Here is a 19,022-nt window from a genome sequence, read left to right on the forward strand (position 1 = left end):
CTAGATGCCCCCGCGGCGGATCAGCTTGCCGATCGGCTGGGTGCCGTCGGCCACCTGGCCGCGGAGGAAGGTCTTGCGCACGACGCCGGACAGGGCCCGGCCGTCGTAAGGGGTGATCGGGTTCTTGTGCTTCAGGCGCTGGACGTCCACCACGAAGGCGTCGTCCGCGGCGAAGATGGAGAAGTCGGCGTCGTAGCCGACCGCGATGAGTCCCTTGTTGGGCACCCGGGCGATCTCGGCCGGGCGGGTGGACATCCAGGAGATGACCTTCTCGAGCGGGATGCCGCGGTGACGCGCCTCGGTCCAGATGAGCGAGAGGCCGAGCTGCAGCGAGGAGACGCCGCCCCACGCGACGGCGAAGTCGCCGTTCTCCAGGTCCTTGAGGTCCAGGGTGCTGGGGGAGTGGTCCGAGACGATGCAGTCGATGGTGCCTTCTTCGAGGCCCTTCCACAGCAGTTCGCGGTTGGACGCCTCGCGGATCGGCGGGCAGCACTTGTACGCCGTGGCGCCGTTGGGGATCTCCTCGGCGTTCAGGGTCAGGTAGTGCGGACAGGTCTCCACGGTGACGTTCACGCCGTCCCGCTTGGCCGTGGCGATCATGGGCAGCGCGTCCGAGGAGGAGAGGTGCAGGATGTGCGAGCGGGCGCCCGTCCAGCGGGTGCGCTCGATGACCTCCGCGATGGCCTTGTTCTCCGCGCCGCGGGGGCGGGAGGCCAGGAACTTCGCGTAGACGTCACCCTCGGCGTGCGGGGCGCGGTCGATCGCGTGGGAGTCCTCGGCGTGGACCAGCATGAGGGAGTCGAACTTGCGAAGCTCGGCGAGGTCCGTCTCCATCTCGTCCGCCTCCAGGTGCGGGAACTCGTCCACGCCGGAGTGCAGGAGGAAGCACTTGAAACCGAAGACGCCGGCGTCGTGCAGCGGGCGGAGGTTCTCGGTGTTGCCCGGGATGGCCCCGCCCCAGAACCCGACGTCCACGAACGCCTGGTCACGGGCCACGGACCGCTTGAGCTCGAGGTTCTCCACGCTGGTGGTGGGCGGAACGGAGTTCAGCGGCATGTCGATGATGGTGGTGACGCCGCCCGCGGCAGCGGCACGGGTGGCGGAGGCGAAGCCCTCCCACTCGGTGCGGCCGGGCTCGTTGACGTGCACGTGCGTGTCCACCAGGCCGGGGATGAGGGTCTCGTCATCGGCCAGCTCGACGGTCTCCGCGCCCACCAGGTTGTTGCCGAGGGGCTCCATGGCCACGACGCGGCCGTCCTTGACGCCGACCTCGCGCGGCGCGATGCCCGCGCTCGTGAGGACTCGCTGACCACGGATGACGAGGTCGAACTCTGCGGGGGTGTTCTGTTCTTCAGACATGCTGATCCTGTTCTAGTTGCTCTGCTTGATCAGGCTGTTGGCGATGATGCCGCCAAGCTTCTCCACCAGCGGTCCGGCCTGAGTGATGCACTTCTCAACATCTTCCTCGATGCTGGTCAGCGAGTACACGGCCTGGATCCCGGATGTGGAAATCTGTGCGTCGGTGAGGGTGGTGCGTCCGCAGACGGCCACGACGGGGACCCCGGCCGCGCGTGCCGCGTCGGCGACGCCCATCGGGGTCTTGCCGCCCAGGCTCTGCTCATCCAGGCTGCCTTCGCCTGTGATGACCAGGGTGGCGCCGTCGAGCTTCTCGGACAGGCCGGTGAAGTCGAGGACGACGTCGACCCCCCGCCGCCGCTCGGCGTTCAGCACGGCGAGAGCGGCATAGCCCACCCCGCCCGCGGCCCCGGCGCCGGGTGCCGCCGCGGCGGTGGACGCCTGCAGGCCGATCTCGCGGCCTAGGACCTCCACGAAGTGCGCCAGAGTGGCGTCCAGCTCGGTGACGTCCTCCGGGCTCAGGCCCTTCTGCGGGCCGAACACTGCCGGGGCGCCCTGGGATCCGAGGAGGGGGTTGTCCACGTCGCTGGCGAGGATGAAGCGGGTCCGTTCCAGGCGGACGTCTAGCCCGGACAGATCGATGTGGTCCAGGGCGGCCAGCGCGGCGCCGCCGTCGGGCAGCTCGGCGCCGGAGGCGTCCAGGAAGCGGCCGCCCAGGCCCTTGATGACGCCCGCGCCGCCGTCGGTGTTGGCACTGCCGCCCACGCCGAGCACGATCGTCCGGGCGCCCGCGTCGAGTGCGGCGCGGATGAGCTGGCCGGTGCCCAGGCTCGTGGCGCCGCGGCCGTCCTTCACGCCGCCCGGGAGGACGGCGAGGCCGGAGGCGAGGGCCATTTCGATGACCGCCTCATCATCTCGGAGGGCGAAGTCGGCGTTGAGGGGCTGTCCGGTGGGTCCGGCGACGCGGACCGTCCGGCGGGAGAAGCCGGAGCCGATCGCCGCGTCGAGGGTGCCCTCGCCGCCGTCGGCCACGGGGATGCCCACGATGTCGAGGGAGCCGTCCACGGCGCGCAGACCGGTTTCCAGGTGCGCCACGACCTCGGGGGCCGAGAGCGAGCCTTTGAACTTATCCGGTGCGATCACGATCCGCATGTGGACTCCTTCGTCAGTGCGGTGGGTGTTTCAGATCCGGGTGGCCTGCCGCGCTGACGACAGCGACGGCGGGCCACCCGGGGTGCGGCGTGAAGCCTGGTGTCCTCGTCCGGCCGAGCGATCCCGGCCGGGCGAGGAGGTGTCAGTCGAGCAGGGAGACCACCGCGGTGGGGGCGTCCTCGCCCTTCTCCGCGAGCTCTTCGAACTCGGTCACATTATCCAGCTCGGTGCCCATGGAGATGTTGGTGATCTTCTCGAGGATCACTTCCACCACCACCGGGACCTGGAACTCCTCCGTGAGGGCGCGGGCCTTCTCGAACGCGGCTCCCAGGTCATCCGGGTTCTGGACGCGGATGGCCTTGCAGCCCAGGCCCTCGGCCACCTTGACGTGGTCCACGCCGTAGCCGGCGGTCTCCGGGGAGTTGATGTTCTCGAACGCCAGGGAGACGTTCTGCTCCATCTTGAAGCCGCGCTGGGACTGGCGGATCAGGCCGAGGTAGGAGTTGTTCACCACCACGTGGATGTACGGGAGGTTGAACTGCGCGCCCACCGCCAGTTCCTCGATCATGAACTGGAAGTCGTAGTCACCCGAGAGGGCCACCACGGTCTCGCCGGGCTTGCCGCGCACCACGCCGAGGGCGGCGGGGGCGGTCCAGCCGAGGGGGCCCGCCTGACCGGCGTTGATCCAGCGGCGTGCGCCGAAGACGTGCAGCATTTGGGCGCCGGCGATCTGGGAGAGGCCGATGGTGGTGACGTAGGTGGTGTCCTTGCCGAAGGCGCGGTTCATCTCCTCGTACACACGCTGCGGCTTGATCGGCACGTTGTCGAAGTGGGTCTTGCGCTGCAGCTTGCCCTTCTTCTCCTGCGCGGCGTCCGCCCAGGCGGTGTAGTCGGGCAGCTGGCCGGCGGCCTGGCGCTCCTTCGCGAGTTCCACGAGGCCTTCCAGGGCGGCGCCGGCGTCCGAGGCGATGCCCAGGTCCGGCGCGAACACGCGGCCGATCTGGGTGGGCTCGATGTCGATGTGCACGAACTTGCGGCCCTGGGTGTAGAGGTCCAGGCCACCCGTGTGGCGGTTGGCCCAGCGGTTGCCGATGCCGATCACGAAATCGGACTCCAGGAAGGTCGCGTTGCCGTAGCGGTGCGAGGTCTGCAGACCCACCATGCCGGCCATCAGCTTGTGGTCGTCCGGGATGACGCCCCAGCCCATGAGGGTCGGGATCACGGGGACGTTCAGGATCTCGGCCAGCTCCACGAGCTTCTCCGAGGCGCCGGCGTTGATGATGCCGCCGCCGGCCACGATCAGCGGACGCTCGGAGGCGAGCAGCATGTCCAGGGCCTTGCCCAGCTGCACGGCGTTGGCGCGGGGCTTCTCCACGGGGAGCGGCTCGTAGGCGTCGATGTCGAACTCGATCTCGGCCATCTGCACGTCGAACGGCAGGTCCAGGAGGACCGGGCCCGGGCGGCCCGAGCGCATGAGCTGGAACGCCTTCTGGAAGGCGCCGGGGACCTGGCCGGGCTCCAGGATGGTCATGGCCATCTTGGTGACGGGCTTGGCGATGGACTCGATGTCCACGGCCTGGAAGTCCTCCTTGTGCAGCTTCGCCACGGGCGCCTGGCCGGTGATGCAGAGCATGGGGATGGAGTCCGCCCAGGAGGCGTAGAGGCCGGTGATCATGTCGGTGCCGGCAGGGCCGGAGGTGCCGATGCAGATGCCGATGTTGCCGTCGGCGGCACGGGAGTAGCCGTCAGCCATGTGGCTGGCGCCTTCCACGTGGCGGGCCAGCGTGTGGCGGATGCCGCCGTTGGCGCGCATCGCGGAGTAGAAGGGGTTGATCGCCGCGCCGGGCAGGCCGAACGCCTCGATGGCGCCCTCCTTCACCAGGATGGCTACGGCAGCGTCAACGGTGCGCATCTTTGCCATGGTTTGCTCCTTGAAAAAGTCTGAAAGGGGGTGCGACGACGGCGCGTGGGCTGCTCTCGCGGCCTTGTTGCGGGAGGTGATGCGTGAGCGGGTGGTGCGCACGCGCCGTCGTACGGTCTGGGGTGTTGTGTGTCCCCGGCGGCTCCCAAGACTCGCTTCGCTCGTCTCGGGACCCTCGCCGCCGTGGGCCCTCAGTTGTCGCGGGTGTTCCGGGCCGGAAGCCGCATCTGCTGAGCACGCAACGTCGGTGGAGTGGTCAGTTCTTGCCGGACAGCTCGGTGGTGAGCTTGAAGAGGCCGGAGTGGTCCAGGCCGCCGTCGCCGCGGGCGACGAGGGCGGAGACCAGCTGAGCGACGGCGGAGCCGAGCGGGACCACCACTCCTGCTTCGCGGGCTGCGGAGGTGACGATGCCGAGGTCCTTGTTGTGGAGGGCCAGGCGGAAGCCGGGGTCGAAGTTGCGGTCGAGCATCTTCTGACCCTTCTGGTCGAGGACCTTGGAGCCGGCGAGGCCGCCGCCGAGGACCTTGAGGGCGGCGTCGGTGTCCACGCCGTACGCTTCGAGGAAGGTGACCGCCTCGGCCAGGGCCTGGATGTTGACGGCCACGATCAGCTGGTTGGCGGCCTTGACGGTCTGACCTGAGCCGGAGGGGCCGACGTGGACGATCGTCTTGCCGACGGCGTTGAGGACCGGCTGCGCGTCCTCGAAGTCGGCGGCCTCGCCGCCGACCATGATGGACAGCACGCCGTCGATGGCACCCTGCTCGCCACCGGAGACGGGGCCGTCCAGCGGGCGGAGACCGGCTTCACGGGCGTCGGCGGAGAGGCGTGCGGCCACATCCGGGCGGATGGAGGAGGCGTCGATCCAGAGGGCGCCGGACTTCGCGTTGGCGAAGACGCCTTCGGGGCCGGAGACCACGCCTTCGACGTCCGGGGAGTCCGGGACCATCGTGATGATGACGTCGGCGTCCTTGACGGATTCGGCGATGCTGCCGGCGCCGTTGCCGCCTGCCTCGACGAGCGCGTCGATCTTGTCCTGGGAGCGGTTGAAGCCGGTGACGGTGAAGCCGGCCTTGACGAGGTTCTTGGCCATGGGCAGACCCATGATGCCGAGGCCGATCACGGTGACGTTGGTCATTGGAAATCCTTTGCTAGCTGAGGTGAGCTAAAAATCTGTGGTGGTGCTGGGGCGTCCGGGGCGGCAGACGCTCAGCGGACCAGCCAGGAGAAGGCCGAATCCTGGGGCTGCTTGTACTCCAGGGCGATGTAGCCGGTGTAGCCGAGTTCGCGGCTGCGGCTGACCCACTCGCCGAGCGGGAGTTCGCCGGTGCCGGGGGCGCCGCGGCCGGGGTTGTCGGCGATCTGAATGTGGCCGAAGTCCTTGGTGTGACTCTCGATCACGGCGGCCACGTCGTCGCCGTTGACGGACAGGTGGTAGAAGTCCGCCAGGAACTTGACGTTGTCCACGCCGGCTTCCTGGGTCTTGGCGATGACCGCGAAGGTGTCGGCGGCCGTCTTGAGCGGGTACGCGGGGGTGCCGGAGACGGGCTCCAGGAGGACGGTGCCGCCGATCTTCGAGACACCCTCGGCCGCTGCGACCAGGTTCTTCAGGCCGAGCTCGTCCTGCTCCTCCGGGGTGAAGCCGTCGAGGCGGTTGCCGTAGAGGGCGTTGAACGCCTTGGTGCCGAGGCGCTCACCGATGCCGACGACGACGTCGATGTTGTCCTTGAACTCGCCGCAGCGGCCCTTCCAAGAGACCAGGCCGCGGTCGCCGCCGGGCATGTCGCCCGCGAAGAAGTTGAGGCCGGCCAGCTGGACGCCGGCGTCGTTGATGGCATTGACGAACTGGTCCACGTCCGTATCGGCGGGGACGGCCTCGGCGAAGGGCCACCAGAACTCGACGGCGTCGAAGCCGGCGGCCTTGGCGGCGGCCGGGCGCTCCAGGAGGGGGAGCTCGGTCAAGAGGATTGAGCAGTTCACGGAGTAGGTCATGTCGTGTCCTTCCCGGGCGTCTTTGCCCTGCTGGTGGTCTTCGGAGTCCCTCCGTCCGTGTCGTCTCACCGCTTCCGGCTAGATTCCACATTGTGGAAGGAAAGTTTTGCTTAGTGAAAGTTTACGAAGAGCTGAGGGTGGGCGTCAAGTGGGGTGGGTCACGTCTGAGTGGATGGGATACAAAAATCTGACGTGTTGGGGGTGGGGCGGAGGGCGCGCCAGGGGTTTCGGTGCCCGGATTTCGTCCGGGCGTGGCAATTACCGCACCCGGACGAAATCCGGGCACCGAAAGGCACCGAAAAGGGAGGGGCGTGCGGTGGGTGACTAGCCCAGGATCACGAAACTCCGGAGCCGTTCGGCGCCGTCCGTTCCGACCTGGGTGAATCCGAGCGCCTCGTAGAAGCTCTTCTGGGACAGGTCGTCGTCCGTGAGCAGCACCTTCTGGCGGACATGCCGGAACCGGTCGAGCACGGCTTCGGCCAGGGCCTTGCCCGCGCCTCTCCGGTGATGGGACGGAGCGACCAGGATGTCCTGGAGGTACATGATCGTGGCGTCGTCGGAGAGGGCTCGCGCGAGTCCGACGAGGCGGGTGCCGGCCCATGCGGCCGCGACGAAGGATGAGCCGCGGATCGCGGCCGACAACGTCTCGGGATGCTCCGTGTAGGCCGTCCATCCGACGGAGTCGTACAGTGCGAGGAGGTCGGCCAGGGGCGGATCGGCCTCGCGCTCGATGCGGATCGACTGCGCGTCCGTGGCAGCCGCCCGCGTCGCCTCAGTCCTCAAACCCCACCAGCCACCGCACCCCGAACCGGTCCACGACCTGCCCGTCGGTCGCGCCCCAGGGCCTGACCTGCAGCGGATCCACGACGTCGCCACCGTCGGCGAGCTGGTCGAACCAGGTGCGGAGCGTCTCGCCGGGCGCCGTGCCCAGCAGCGACAGCATCAGCCCTTCGGCCTGGAACGGCTGGTCGTCGCCTGCGGCATCCGCCCCGGCCAGCTCCACGGTGCCCGCCAGCATGCCGTGGGCGACGGCGTCGGCCGGCCCGTCGTCGCGCCCGAACTGGGCGAACGTGTTCAGACTCAGCTCGCCGCCGAAGATGCCCTGGTAGAACTCGAGCGCCTGCCGCGCCGTGCCGGGGAAGTGGATGTACACCAGTGGATGCGCCATAGGCCCAGTCAAGCAGGGTTCCGCGCGCTTGCCCAGACCTTTCTCTTGCCCCGTAACCCTCCCGCGCGAGGGCCCGCGAGGGTTACACTTCGAGTGTTTGTACATCACTTGGAATAACCGGCGTCCTCGCCTGACCTCCTGAAGGATCCCCCCATGAAACTCACCGGCAAACTCCTGGGTGGCCTGGCCGTGGCGGCCCTGGCCCTGACCACCGCGACCCCGGCCCAGGCCGCCACGCAGTACCCCACGCCCACGCCGACCCCGGCTGACTGCTACACCGGCATGCAGACGGTGAACGCGGACCGGAGCGTCGGCGTCGTCAGTCTCAGCAATTCGAAGCTGAGCTGGGAGCAGAACGCCTCCGCGCCGGTTCCCTTCGACGCGACCTATCTCCGTCAGACCGGGGCGTCCGGGGACGCGACGACCTTCCAGGAGAGCTACTTCGGCACGGCCGCGGACGGCACCACCAAGTTCTACCGCTCCCGCTCCGAGAAGCAGGCGGACGGCACGTGGAAGCGGTTCGTCGACGGCGCAGTGACCACCCTGGGCAACGGCTGGTTCCAGAAATCCCTGACCACGGCCTACCTCCCGGCCGCCGTCGCGAACACGCCCGGCCAGGATTACCTCTACCGCCTCACCGCGGCGGGCGACCTCTACCGCTACCCGGTCGACTTCTTCGGCATGACCATCGGAGGGGCCGTCAAGGTCTTCAGCGGGGGCGGGTCGATCACCGCGATCGGCGCCGCGCCGTCCATCACGGTCAACGGGAAGCCGACCGCCGTCCTGATGGCGACCCTCTCCACCGGGGAGCTGCGCCAGTACCTCATCCCGGGCGCCACGCCCACTCAGTGGAGCTCGCGCACGATCCGCCCCGCGGGGTCGGGCTGGCAGGGTTTCACCACGATCTCCGCGCGCAGCTGCGACGTGGGTCAGGTGATGATCGGTGTGACCGGCGGCCACGTCGCCTCCTACTACGACCCCACCGGCCTGAACGCGAACGACGCCGACATCAGCGGCCGTGCCAGCTCCATGCCGGTCCTGCCGTCCACCACGCGCGTCTTCGCCTGGTGAGCCCGGCACGCTGAGCCGATAGAGAGCCTGAGCTGACGGAGAAGCCTGAGCTGACACGGAAAGGGCCGACGACGGCGGAACCCTGGTTCCGCCGTCGTCGGCCCTTGGTGTGTGGCCGGCTCAGCGCCTGCCGGACACGACCATCGCCGAACCCCCGCCGCGCCGGACCGGCTCGGCCGCCGCGACGGTGCTGCCGTCGGGCCGGAACTCGATCGCCGTGGCCGCCCCGATCTCGGAGGCCGAGGTGAAGGAGTCTCCGGAGGCGACCAGTTTGTGGCCGAGCGCGCTCAGCCCGGCGCCGTACTTCTCGATGAACGCCGGCTCGGCCACGACCGTGGCCCCGTTGCGCGGGGACACCCGCGGTGCCGCGATCGCGTCCGAGACGCTCATCCCCAGGTCCACCCGGTTGAGGATGGTCTGCAGCACGGTGGTGATGATGGTCGAGCCGCCGGGTGAACCCAGGGCGAGGAAGGGCTTGCCGTCGCGCAGGATGATGGTCGGCGACATCGAGGACCGCGGGCGCTTGCCGGGTTCGATCCGGTTGGGGTCGGCGGCGTTCCAGACGGTCGAGAAGTCGGTGAGCTCGTTGTTCAGGAGGAAGCCGCGACCGGGCACGACCATGCCCGATCCGCCGGTCTGCTCGATCGTCAGGGTGTACTCCGCGACGTTGCCCCAGCGGTCGGACACCGTCAGGTTCGTGGTGGAGATGTTCTCAGTGTCGCGCTCCTCGGCCGGCTTCGCCGTGGAGGCCGGGCACACGCCGTCGTAGTTCGTGACGTCGCCCGGCGCGAGCGGCTTCGGCAGGGCCTTCGCCGGATCGATCAGGCAGGCACGCTCCTTGCCGAACAGCGGGTCGGTCAGGGCCGCCGTCGGGACGTCAACGAAGGCCGGATCGCCCACGTACTTCCCGCGGTCCGCGAAAGCCAGGGAGCTCGCCTCGATGTAGTGGTGCAGTGCCTGGGTGGGGCTCATCCCGGACAGTTCGGAGGTCTTCAGGATGTTCAGCGCCTCGCCCACCGTGGTGCCGCCGCTGCTGGACGGCGCCATGCCGTAGACGTCCAGGCCTCGGTACGTGACATGGGTGGTGCCCTGGTCCGCGACCTTGTACTTCGCCAGATCGGCCGCGGTCATGGACCCGACCGGCACCGGGAGCGTGGTGTCCGGCGTCTTCGGGGGAGCCTGCACGGTCTGCGCGATTTCGCGGGCCAGCGGGCCCCGGTAGAAGGCGTCGACGCCGCCCTTGGAGAGCAGCCGGTACGTGGCGGCGAGATCGTGGTTGCGGAACACCGTGCCCACCGCCGGAGCGTCCCCGCCCGGGAGGTACAGCTTGCTGGTGGAGGTGAAAGCGGCGAAGCGGGCTTTGTTGTCGAGGGTCTGCTGGCGGAACGTGTCGTCGACGACGAAACCGCGATCGGCCACCCGGATGGCGGGCTTCAGGGCCTCGCCCAGGCTGAGCTTGCCCCAGCGCTGGAGGGCCCGGGCCCAGGTGGCCGGCGTCCCGGGCACGCCGACGGCGACGCCGCTCGTGACGAGTTCCGGAGTGAAGGGGTACGGCTGGCCGGTGGCGGGGTTGATGAACGCGTCGTGCGTGATGCCGGCCGGCGCGGTTTCGCGGCCGTCGATGGAGCTGACGGTGCGGGACTTCGCGTCGTAGTAGACGAAGTAGCCGCCGCCTCCGATCCCGGCGCTGTAGGGCTCGGTCACGCCGAGTGTCGCCGCGGCCGCGACGGCGGCGTCCGCCGCGGTGCCGCCCTTGCGGAGCACCTCGATGGCGGCGGCGGAGGCCTCGGGGTCGACGGTGCTGACGGCCCCGCCGTAACCCGTGGCCGTCGGCGTCTTCTCGGTGTGCCGGGGGTCGGCGTGGGCTGCGGGCAGCGACGCCGCGCCGGCGGTGAGGGCCAGGGCCAGGGCGGAGAGGCCCGCCGCAGCTCTTCTGGGTAACCGGTTCACGTGAATCCTCCTGATCGAGTCATGCAACTTGACGGTTCTGTCACGCTACTGCCGGGGTGGGGGCGGAGCAATGGGTGGGTCGTTCGTGACGCGGGGCGGGTGGGGGTGGCTGGTGGGCGCGGCCGGTTCTGCGCCCGGAATCGCCTTCTGCGCCCCCATTGAGGCGCAGGTCGCGAAGAAGGGCGCAGAACCCTTGACGCGGCTGTCCCCGAGCGATAACGTACAACCAAATGGTTGTAGAACAGCTCCGAACCCCCGAGCCGGAAGAGCTCGATCGACTCTTCCAGGCGCTCGCCGACGCCACCCGACGCGACATTCTCACGCAGGTGTCCCTGGCGGAACGCTCCGTGTCCGGGCTCGCCGCCCTCTATGCCATGAGTTTCGCCGCGGTTCAGAAGCACGTCGCCGTCCTGGAACGTGCCGGTCTGGTCCGCAAGGACAAGCGGGGGAGGGAGCAGATGGTGAGTGCCGATCACGAACGGCTGGCCCTGGCCCGCAGGGTGCTGGACCGCTATGAGGAGATCTGGCGCGAACGCTCCCTCCGGATGGACCGGATCCTCGCCGAAACACCGCATGACTCCACCTCGCAGGACACCCGGTAGGCACAGGAAGGCAACGACATGACAGTCATCAGTTCGGTCAAGGATTACGAGGCCCTGACCCTCACCATCGTCAATGAGTTCGACGCCGGCGTGGACCGCGTCTGGCAGCTCTGGGAGAACCCGCGTCAGCTCGAGCGCTGGTGGGGCCCGCCGACCTGGCCCGCCACGTTCACCGCATTCGAGTTCGCTCCCGGCGGCCAGGCCAGGTATCACATGACCGGCCCGGAGGGGGAGAAGGCCCACGGTTGGTGGAAGTTCCTCTCGATCTCCCGTCCCACCGGTCTGGAGATCGAGGACGGCTTCGCCGACACGAACGGCGACCCGGACCCGAACACGCCCTCCGGCACCATGCGGATCACGCTTGAGGATCTCGGCGGGCGCACCCGGATGACCATCGAATCCCACAACGACACCGTCGAACAGCTCCAGGAGCTCGTGGAGATGGGCATGGAGGAAGGCATGAAGGAGGCGCTGGGACAGATTGACGCAATCCTCGCGGAGTAAAGCTCCCGCAGACGCACGCGCGACGACGGCGGTGTGCGGCCAGGTGCCCGGGCAGGGCGGCGGCCGCGCCGTCGTCGTTTTTCTGCCCTGTGGAGCGGTGGGTGATCAGAGGTGGCGGAGGTAGCGCTCGGGTTCGTTCAGGAAGTTGCGCCAGTTCTTGACGAGGTCGAGGTCGTCCCAGGGTTCGGCGCGGAGGCCCCAGGCGCCGACCTCATAGATGGTGGCTCCTGGGAGGGCGGCGAGGAGCGGGGAGTGGGTCGAGAGGATCACCTGGGAATCGCCGCGGTCGAGCAGGTCTTTGAGGATGCCCATGAGTGCCAGGCAGCCTGAAAGAGAGAGGGCGGATTCGGGTTCGTCGAGGATCCAGAGCCCTGCGCCCCGGAAGCGTTCCACCGCCAGTTCCAGGAAGGACTCGCCGTGGGACAGCTCGTGGAAGACGGCCTCCGGCCCTGTCCCGGGATTCCGTTCGAGGTACGTGAAGAAGCCGTGCATTGCTTCCGCCCGCAGGAAGTATCCGCGCCGGGAGGCACCGGCATTGCGGACGAGGCGGAGGTGCTCGTGGAGGGGTGACTCGGACACGCGCGTCGAGTGCATCGCGCCGGTCGAACCGCCTTCCGGAGAGAATCCGAAGGCGAGGGCGATGGCCTCCACCAAGGTGGACTTTCCGGTGCCGTTGTCCCCGACGAACACCGTGGCCGGGCCGAGGTCCAGCCCTTCGTCGAGCAGCTGCGCGACCGGCGGCAAGGTGGCAGGCCATTCGTCGCGGGGAGCAGGTCTGCGGTCATCCGGCTCCACGCGCCGGATCGGATACTCGGCCCATTGCATGACAGCAGGCTAGCCGAGGGGTCTGACAGGATGCGTCGAGCTTATTTAGCTCGCGTGGGCCATTGCTTGATGCTCGACGACGACGGAAGGCCGCCTTCGGGACAGGGACAACCGTCCGGGAACGGTGGGGGCCGTTCCCGGACGGTTGCGGGTGCCTCAGGGGTGCGGAGTTGGGGAGTGTGAGGGGATGAGGGGGTTTTCCGTGCGTCGTCCGGTCCGGGAGGACCGGGGGAGACCGGCCTGGTGGACGGTGGTCACCGCCCGCCAGGCCGGTCCGGTTCAGGAACCGGATGCTCCGAGGTCAGCCGCGACGCCTCGGCATGAGGAGGAATCCTCCGACCATCATCAGCAGGCCCACCACCAGGGTGGCCTCTGCGGGGATGGCGCCCGTGCGGGCCAGTTCCTGGGAGGAGTCACCGGTCACGTTGGCCGGCGCTCCCGCCAGAGAGTAGGGATCGAAGCCGGCTGATGCCGGGTCGACCCAGGAACCCGCTCCGCCACCCGGAGTGGAGCCGGGGACGAAGACGCCGGGAACGGAGACCGGAACGGTTCCGCTGCCGGAGTTCGACCCGGTGCCGGTACCCGTGCCCGACCCGGGGGTGCCGGGGTTCGAGCCACCGGGCGTGGTGCCGGTTCCGCCGTTGCCACCCGGGAGGCCCGGGACGGTGGGCAGGCCGGGGGTGGTGCCGGTGCCGTTACCGCCCGGGAGGCCCGGGAGGGTGGGCAGGCCGGGGGTGGTGCCGGTGCCGTTACCGCCCGGGAGGCCCGGGAGGGTGCCGGTGCCGTTACCGCCCGGGAGGCCCGGGAGGGTGGGCAGGCCGGGGATGGTGCCGGTGCCGTTACCGCCCGGGAGGCCCGGGAGGGTGGGCAGGCCGGGGGTGGTGCCGGTGCCGTTACCGCCCGGGAGGCCCGGGAGGCCCGGGAGGCCCGGGAGGGTGGGCAGGCCGGGGGTGGTGCCGGTGCCGTTACCGCCCGGGAGGCCCGGGAGGCCCGGGAGGGTGGGCAGGCCGGGCAGGGTGCCGGTGCCGTTACCGCCCGGGAGGCCCGGGAGGGTGGGCAGGCCGGGGATGGTGCCGGTGCCGTTACCACCGGGCAGGCCCGGGAGGGTGCCGGTGCCGTTACCACCGGGCAGGCCCGGGAGGGTGCCGGTGCCGTTACCGCCCGGGAGGCCCGCTGTCACGCCGTCAAGAACTTCCGTGACGTTGTCGAGCAGCCCGCTGGGTGAGTTACCTCCATTGTTTCCGAGCACGCCGTCCAGGAGTGCTTCAGGAATGACCGTCACCACATTGGGGATCTGGTGGAACAGACCGCCGGGGAGGTCTGCCGGGTCGGTTCCGGGAACTCCGGGGACGGACGGCAGGCTCGGGATGGTTCCGGTGCCGCCGGGGATGAGCCCGCCGATCAGATCGGGCAGGCTGCCGAGGATGTCACCCGGGTTCCCGCCGGGGGTTCCCGGAGTGCCGGGGTTGCCACCCGGAAGACCGGGGATGACTCCACCGGGCAGGCCCGGGAGACCAGGCAGGCCGGGGATGGTTCCGCCGGGGGTTCCCGGGGTGCCGGGGGTTCCCGGGGTGCCGGGGGTTCCCGGGGTTCCGGGGGTTCCGCCGGTGAGTCCGGGGAGTTCGATGTTCAGGTGGGGTTTGCCGTTCTTGAGGGGGGCGGCTGCGTCGACGAAGACGTTGGTGGTGTCGGTGCCGATGCGGTCGGTGGTGGAGGCTCCGTTGGGTCCTACGGTGAGGTCCCAGAGGTCTTTGACGCCGGCGACGTTGAGGTTCTTGCCGACGCTGACTCCGCCGTTGGGGGTGGTTCCGGCGCGGACGGATCCGATGCCGGGGACGGGGATCTCGACACCCTTGGGGGTGCCGTTGTTCCCGCCGGGGATGACCCCACCAGTGCCGGGAGTGCCCGGGGTTCCGGGGTTACCACCAGGCAGGCCAGGAAGACCCGGAAGACCCGGGATGCTTGGCAGGCCGGGGATGGTTCCGCCGGGGGTTCCCGGGGTGCCGGGGGTTCCCGGGGTTCCGGGGGTTCCGCCGGTGAGTCCGGGGAGTTCGATGTTCAGGTGGGGTTTGCCGTCTTTGAGGGGGGCGGCTGCGTCGACGAAGACGTTGGTGGTGTCGGTGCCGATGCGGTCGGTGGTGGAGGCTCCGTTGGGTCCTACGGTGAGGTCCCAGAGGTCTTTGACGCCGGCGACGTTGAGGTTCTTGCCGACGCTGACTCCGCCGTTGGGGGTGGTTCCGGCGCGGACGGATCCGATGCCGGGGACGGGGATCTCCACACCCTTGGGGGTGCCGTTGTTCCCGCCCGGGATCACCCCACCAGTACCGGGGGTTCCCGGGGTTCCGGGGGTTCCGGGGTTACCACCCGGCAGGCCAGGCAGACCCGGGATCGTGCCGGTGCCGCCGGGGATGAGTCCGCCGATGACGTTCGGCAGGCTCCCCAGCAGACCGCCCGGGTTCGTTCCCGGGGTACCCGGGTTGCCGCCCGGGAGGCCCGGAAGGCCGGGCAGGCCGGGGATGGTTCCGCCGGGGGTTCCCGGGGTGCCCGGGTTGCCGCCCGGGAGGCCCGGAAGGCCGGGCAGGCCGGGGATGGTTCCGCCGGGGGTTCCCGGGGTGCCGGGGGTTCCCGGGGTTCCGGGGGTTCCCGGGGTTCCGGGGGTTCCGCCGGTGAGTCCGGGGAGTTCGATGTTCAGGTGGGGTTTGCCGTTCTTGAGGGGGGCGGCTGCGTCGACGAAGACGTTGGTGGTGTCGGTGCCGATGCGGTCGGTGGTGGAGGCTCCGTTGGGTCCTACGGTGAGGTCCCAGAGGTCTTTGACGCCGGCGACGTTGAGGTTCTTGCCGACGCTGACTCCGCCGTTGGGGGTGGTTCCGGCGCGGACGGATCCGATGCCGGGGACGGGGATCTCGACACCCTTGGGGGTGCCGTTGTTCCCGCCGGGAATGACCCCACCAGTGCCGGGAGTGCCCGGGGTTCCGGGGTTACCACCAGGCAGGCCAGGAAGACCCGGAAGACCCGGGATGCTTGGCAGGCCGGGGATGGTTCCGCCGGGGGTTCCCGGGGTGCCGGGGGTTCCCGGGGTTCCGGGGGTTCCGCCGGTGAGTCCGGGGAGTTCGATGTTCAGGTGGGGTTTGCCGTCTTTGAGGGGGGCGGCTGCGTCGACGAAGACGTTGGTGGTGTCGGTGCCGATGCGGTCGGTGGTGGAGGCTCCGTTGGGTCCTACGGTGAGGTCCCAGAGGTCTTTGACGCCGGCGACGTTGAGGTTCTTGCCGACGCTGACTCCGCCGTTGGGGGTGGTTCCGGCGCGGACGGATCCGATGCCGGGGACGGGGATCTCCACACCCTTGGGGGTGCCGTTGTTCCCGCCGGGGATGACCCCACCAGTGCCCGGAGTACCCGGGGTTCCGGGGCTACCACCAGGCAGGCCAGGAAGTCCCGGAAGACCAGGGATACCGGGAAAACCCGGACCACCCGGAAGCGGACCGGTCCCGCCCGGAATCGGCAGACCCGGCAGGCCCGGCAGTTCACCGGAGCCGTCGAGCGGCGGAACCGGGAGACCCGGCACGTCCACCGGCGGCTTGCCGTTTCCATGTCCGGGGACCTTGCCGATGAGCCCGCCAAGCACGTTCTCCACGGGAGTCGCCACGGGGTCGACGACCCCGCCGAGCAGCTTCCCGGTGGTGGAGTGCGTGCCGTCAGGGCAGCCGCAAGGAGCCGTGCTCCCGGACCCCTGACCGGTGCCGCTCGGCACGTGCGTCGACGGCGCGTGCGTGGACGGCACGTGGGTGGTCGGCGTGTGAGCGCTCGGGGCGTGGACCCGGGTCGATGTCTGTGCTCCGGCGGTGGCGTTCCCGGCCGAGGCGTTCGCCTGACCGTTCGCCGTCGTCGGCTCCGCCACGTGGCGGCCGTTGCCCGGCGCCGGGGTGATGACCTGAGCGATCGGACGGCTGGCCGGGGCCACCCGCTTCACGACGTTCTGTGGGGTGATCGCCTCAGGCGCCTGGACGTGCGGCGCCGGGACGCTGGCAGCCGGCGCGACCGGGATCGCCTTCGCGGCGACCTTCCGGACCACATCGGTCGCGGGCGCCGGGGCAGGTGCCTTGGCCGCCGTCGACGTCGCGCCGGTGAGGGCTCCGACAGTCTGGTTGACGGTCGCCGTGGCGGTGCCGGTCACCTGGCGGGTGAGGCCGGAGACCGCTCCGAAGAGGGACGGTTTGGCGGTGGCCACCTGAGGATCGGCCGCCGGAGGGGTGGTGTCGTTGGAGGGGGCTGCTGTTGCTGCGGTCTGGCCTATGCCGTACAAGCCGCAGGCGAAGAAGGTGCCGAGAAGTACCCGGCGTGCATGCCTGTTCACTGTATTTCTCCTGAATGATGATGATGCGGGAAGCGCCGCGAAGCGCTCGGATGAGGTGTCTGCCGGTCTGGCGCAGACGCTTCCCGTGATCAGTCAGGAGTGGAGCCGGGGCTGAAAGCCGCGGAGGCGGGCGGGGTGCCCGCGGTGCGGGCACCGGCATCGCCGGCCTGGTGGGGGAGAAGAACGAAACCGTCCGCAGGCAGTGCGGCGACGGCGCCGCCGCCCGCCTGCGACAAAGTAGAGGAGCTCAGGCCGCTGGTGACATTGAGCGGTTCAGGAGCGGGTGAGGGGTGCTTCGGGCCTTCCGCCTTGGCGGGCGCCGCAGCGGTCTGGACGCTTCGCGCGGCCTGCGCGACGTCGGCCAGGACCGCATCCGCCGGGGTCCACCGGAGGGTGCCGACCGCTGCCGTCGTGGTCGCCACGGAGCCGACCGTCGCAGCCGCCTGGCCGGCGGCCGGGACGGTGCGGGCGGGGGCCGGCAGAGCCGGGGTCCCAGGCACCGCCGGGGTCGTCACGGGAACCGTGGGGGTGACGCCGGGAACCGGGAGAACAGCTCCGGGAAGCGAGGGGACGAGTCCGCCAGGTCCGGTCACCGAACCGATGATGCCACCGACCTGTCCGGTGGTGTGCTTCACGGCCCGGTCGACGCCGGTGGTCACCGACGCGATCGGTGCGGTGATCTGTGCGACCGGGAGCTCCTTGACGGTCCCGCTCACGGCGTCACCGGCGGAGGCCACGGTCTTGTCGACGACGCCGGTCACGGCGCCGACGGTGGGCGCGAGTGCCGCGACGGTGGACGTCACGGTCCGGTTCACCACACCGGTGACGGATGTGACCTCGGAGGTCACCGTCTTGGTGGTGGAAGCGATGGTGTCGGCTGCGGCCTTCTGCACCTGAGGCACGACGGCGGTCACGGACCGGACGGTCGACGTGACGGTCGAGGTGGTGGAGGCGACGCTGCCCGTGGTGGTGTTGAGAGTCCGGGTGACGGTGCCGCTCAGTCCGGAGACGGTCGAGCCGAGGGTGGCCGGAAGGGCTGCCGGCGCGGGTGAGGTCCGAGGAGTCTGCGGAGCCGGGGCGGTGTACGCGGGGGGCGCCTGCCGGGCGGGGGCTGCATGAGCGAAAGGTCGCGTCGCCGTGACGAGATCGTGGGAGAGGCCGCCCACCGTCGAGCTGACCGAGCTGGTCACGGAGCCGAGAAGGCCCTGGGAGGGTCCGTCATCGGCGGCGGCGGAGGCGGGCGCCGCGGACAGGAGGAGCCATCCGGCGCCGGTGCCTGCAGCCAGAGCCGCATAGCGCAACAGGCGGAGAGCCCGCGACTGCGAGCCTTTCCTGGACGGCATGTTCCCTCCCCTCGGTCACACCAGGTGTGGAACTCAGGGATGGTTTCCACGCCACTCGACTACTGCCATTTACACAAATGCATGACAAGAATGTCAAGACAATTTCAGATCATGGAGGATGAACTTTGCAGAATTCCGCATGGTGAGAGTTCTTCGAGGTGAGAGCTCGGTTTCGATTGATCCGGCGTATCCCGAGTCTGGTGGATTTGTGAAGCAATGGGTTCATGAATCCGGCAGGCGGTCCGCGACGATGGAGCTGGGTTGTGGATCTTGCGCCCCAAGGTCTGTCCGTCGTGCGCGGACAAGACTTTTCCGTCGCATCTGCGAGGAGTTGCGCGACCTGCCTTCTTGCTAGCGTTGAGCCGTGATTTCCCGGGCCTTCAAGCACCACGTCCTCCCGTTGATGGCACTGCTGTGCTATTTCATGGCGACGCCCTGGCTGGCGGTGGAGAAGGCGACGGACTTCCCTCCTTTCCTTCTGGCGATCATCGCCGGGGCCCTCCTCGGACTCTGGATCACCCCGAGGATCCAGAGCGTGGGACGAGCGTGGGTCCGGGTGGTGATCCGCGCGGCCATCGTGGCGCTCGGGGTCCTGCTGCTCGCCAACGTGAAGCCGGTCTACGAGGCTGTCCCGGATGGGCTGATCGGAAGCTCCGTCTTCTTCCTCAACATGACGGCCATCCCGTTCCTGACGCTGTGTGCGACGGCTCTGCTCACGGACGTCCTGTTTCTTCCCGGCATGATGCGGCGGAAGGCCGGGAAGTGACCGCATGCGGCGAGCCGGGACTCA

The 19,022-nt window shown here is 69.6% G+C and carries 15 protein-coding genes; 4 read left to right on the forward strand and 11 right to left on the reverse strand.

The features are described 5' to 3' along the window. The 7 genes from allB to BLV63_RS04210 form a co-directional block, all read right to left on the reverse strand. On the reverse strand, positions 1 to 1,359 hold the full coding sequence (gene allB, locus BLV63_RS04180) for an allantoinase AllB (protein WP_066216393.1): 1,359 nt from the start codon (positions 1,357 to 1,359) through the stop codon (positions 1 to 3). A gap of 12 nt (positions 1,360 to 1,371) precedes the next feature. Further along, the gene (locus tag BLV63_RS04185; RefSeq protein WP_066216396.1) at positions 1,372 to 2,508 is read right to left on the reverse strand and encodes a glycerate kinase; all 1,137 of its coding nucleotides are present in this window, start codon (positions 2,506 to 2,508) and stop codon (positions 1,372 to 1,374) included. A 142-nt stretch (positions 2,509 to 2,650) separates the two neighbouring features. Further along, the gene (gcl, locus tag BLV63_RS04190; RefSeq protein WP_066216398.1) at positions 2,651 to 4,429 is read right to left on the reverse strand and encodes a glyoxylate carboligase; all 1,779 of its coding nucleotides are present in this window, start codon (positions 4,427 to 4,429) and stop codon (positions 2,651 to 2,653) included. A 256-nt stretch (positions 4,430 to 4,685) separates the two neighbouring features. Then, positions 4,686 to 5,564 (reverse strand): 2-hydroxy-3-oxopropionate reductase, encoded by an 879-nt coding sequence (locus BLV63_RS04195; protein ID WP_066216400.1) that lies wholly within the window; start codon positions 5,562 to 5,564, stop codon positions 4,686 to 4,688. Positions 5,565 to 5,635: 71 nt separating this feature from the next. Then, positions 5,636 to 6,418 carry a hydroxypyruvate isomerase family protein gene (locus tag BLV63_RS04200; protein ID WP_066216402.1) on the reverse strand — a complete coding sequence of 261 codons (783 nt, stop codon included), beginning with the start codon at positions 6,416 to 6,418 and terminating at the stop codon, positions 5,636 to 5,638. Between the two features lie 324 nt (positions 6,419 to 6,742). Next, positions 6,743 to 7,201, reverse strand: coding sequence for a GNAT family N-acetyltransferase (locus BLV63_RS04205; protein WP_302846644.1), 459 nt, complete (start codon positions 7,199 to 7,201; stop codon positions 6,743 to 6,745). Further along, on the reverse strand, positions 7,191 to 7,586 hold the full coding sequence (locus BLV63_RS04210) for a VOC family protein (RefSeq protein WP_066216405.1): 396 nt from the start codon (positions 7,584 to 7,586) through the stop codon (positions 7,191 to 7,193). Before BLV63_RS04210 ends, BLV63_RS04205 begins: the two co-directional genes overlap by 11 nt. 153 nt (positions 7,587 to 7,739) lie before the next feature. Between BLV63_RS04210 and BLV63_RS04215 the strand changes: the two genes are divergently transcribed. Beyond that, positions 7,740 to 8,657 carry a hypothetical protein gene (locus BLV63_RS04215; RefSeq protein ID WP_066216408.1) on the forward strand — a complete coding sequence of 306 codons (918 nt, stop codon included), beginning with the start codon at positions 7,740 to 7,742 and terminating at the stop codon, positions 8,655 to 8,657. 120 nt (positions 8,658 to 8,777) lie between these two features. Here the strand turns inward: BLV63_RS04215 and ggt are convergent, their stop codons facing one another. Further along, positions 8,778 to 10,607, reverse strand: coding sequence for a gamma-glutamyltransferase (ggt, locus tag BLV63_RS04220; protein ID WP_066216412.1), 1,830 nt, complete (start codon positions 10,605 to 10,607; stop codon positions 8,778 to 8,780). 230 nt (positions 10,608 to 10,837) lie between these two features. Here ggt and BLV63_RS04225 point away from each other — a divergent pair, with 230 nt between their 5' ends. Beyond that, complete coding sequence (locus BLV63_RS04225; protein WP_066216415.1) at positions 10,838 to 11,209, forward strand: ArsR/SmtB family transcription factor; 372 nt, start codon at positions 10,838 to 10,840, stop codon at positions 11,207 to 11,209. An 18-nt stretch (positions 11,210 to 11,227) separates the two neighbouring features. Beyond that, entirely contained in the window at positions 11,228 to 11,713 is a 486-nt protein-coding gene (locus BLV63_RS04230; protein WP_066216418.1) for an SRPBCC family protein, read from the forward strand. A 105-nt stretch (positions 11,714 to 11,818) separates the two neighbouring features. Here the strand turns inward: BLV63_RS04230 and BLV63_RS04235 are convergent, their stop codons facing one another. The 3 genes from BLV63_RS04235 to BLV63_RS04245 all read right to left on the reverse strand — a co-directional run bounded on the left by BLV63_RS04235 (position 11,819) and on the right by BLV63_RS04245 (position 18,232). Continuing rightward, positions 11,819 to 12,538, reverse strand: coding sequence for an AAA family ATPase (locus BLV63_RS04235; protein WP_066216421.1), 720 nt, complete (start codon positions 12,536 to 12,538; stop codon positions 11,819 to 11,821). Positions 12,539 to 12,839: 301 nt separating this feature from the next. Then, on the reverse strand, positions 12,840 to 16,889 hold the full coding sequence (locus tag BLV63_RS18615; protein ID WP_074784002.1) for a hypothetical protein: 4,050 nt from the start codon (positions 16,887 to 16,889) through the stop codon (positions 12,840 to 12,842). 89 nt (positions 16,890 to 16,978) lie between these two features. Continuing rightward, positions 16,979 to 18,232, reverse strand: coding sequence for a hypothetical protein (locus BLV63_RS04245; RefSeq protein WP_139244643.1), 1,254 nt, complete (start codon positions 18,230 to 18,232; stop codon positions 16,979 to 16,981). Between the two features lie 364 nt (positions 18,233 to 18,596). Here BLV63_RS04245 and BLV63_RS04250 point away from each other — a divergent pair, with 364 nt between their 5' ends. Further along, entirely contained in the window at positions 18,597 to 18,998 is a 402-nt protein-coding gene (locus BLV63_RS04250; protein WP_066216051.1) for a hypothetical protein, read from the forward strand. Positions 18,999 to 19,022: the final 24 nt, after the last annotated feature.

Origin of the sequence: Arthrobacter woluwensis (assembly GCF_900105345.1) — a bacterium.
Taxonomy (GTDB): domain Bacteria; phylum Actinomycetota; class Actinomycetes; order Actinomycetales; family Micrococcaceae; genus Arthrobacter_E; species Arthrobacter_E woluwensis.

Excerpts from the sequence above, each read along its gene's own strand:
- allB (WP_066216393.1), bottom strand. The coding sequence starts at position 1,359 with ATGTCTGAAGAACAGAACACCCCCGCAGAGTTCGACCTCGTCATCCGT.
- BLV63_RS04185 (WP_066216396.1), bottom strand. The coding sequence starts at position 2,508 with ATGCGGATCGTGATCGCACCGGATAAGTTCAAAGGCTCGCTCTCGGCC.
- gcl (WP_066216398.1), bottom strand. The coding sequence starts at position 4,429 with ATGGCAAAGATGCGCACCGTTGACGCTGCCGTAGCCATCCTGGTGAAG.
- BLV63_RS04195 (WP_066216400.1), bottom strand. The coding sequence starts at position 5,564 with ATGACCAACGTCACCGTGATCGGCCTCGGCATCATGGGTCTGCCCATG.
- BLV63_RS04200 (WP_066216402.1), bottom strand. The coding sequence starts at position 6,418 with ATGACCTACTCCGTGAACTGCTCAATCCTCTTGACCGAGCTCCCCCTC.
- BLV63_RS04210 (WP_066216405.1), bottom strand. The coding sequence starts at position 7,586 with ATGGCGCATCCACTGGTGTACATCCACTTCCCCGGCACGGCGCGGCAG.
- BLV63_RS04215 (WP_066216408.1), top strand. The coding sequence starts at position 7,740 with ATGAAACTCACCGGCAAACTCCTGGGTGGCCTGGCCGTGGCGGCCCTG.
- BLV63_RS04225 (WP_066216415.1), top strand. The coding sequence starts at position 10,838 with ATGGTTGTAGAACAGCTCCGAACCCCCGAGCCGGAAGAGCTCGATCGA.
- BLV63_RS04230 (WP_066216418.1), top strand. The coding sequence starts at position 11,228 with ATGACAGTCATCAGTTCGGTCAAGGATTACGAGGCCCTGACCCTCACC.
- BLV63_RS04235 (WP_066216421.1), bottom strand. The coding sequence starts at position 12,538 with ATGCAATGGGCCGAGTATCCGATCCGGCGCGTGGAGCCGGATGACCGC.
- BLV63_RS04245 (WP_139244643.1), bottom strand. The coding sequence starts at position 18,232 with ATGCCGTCCAGGAAAGGCTCGCAGTCGCGGGCTCTCCGCCTGTTGCGC.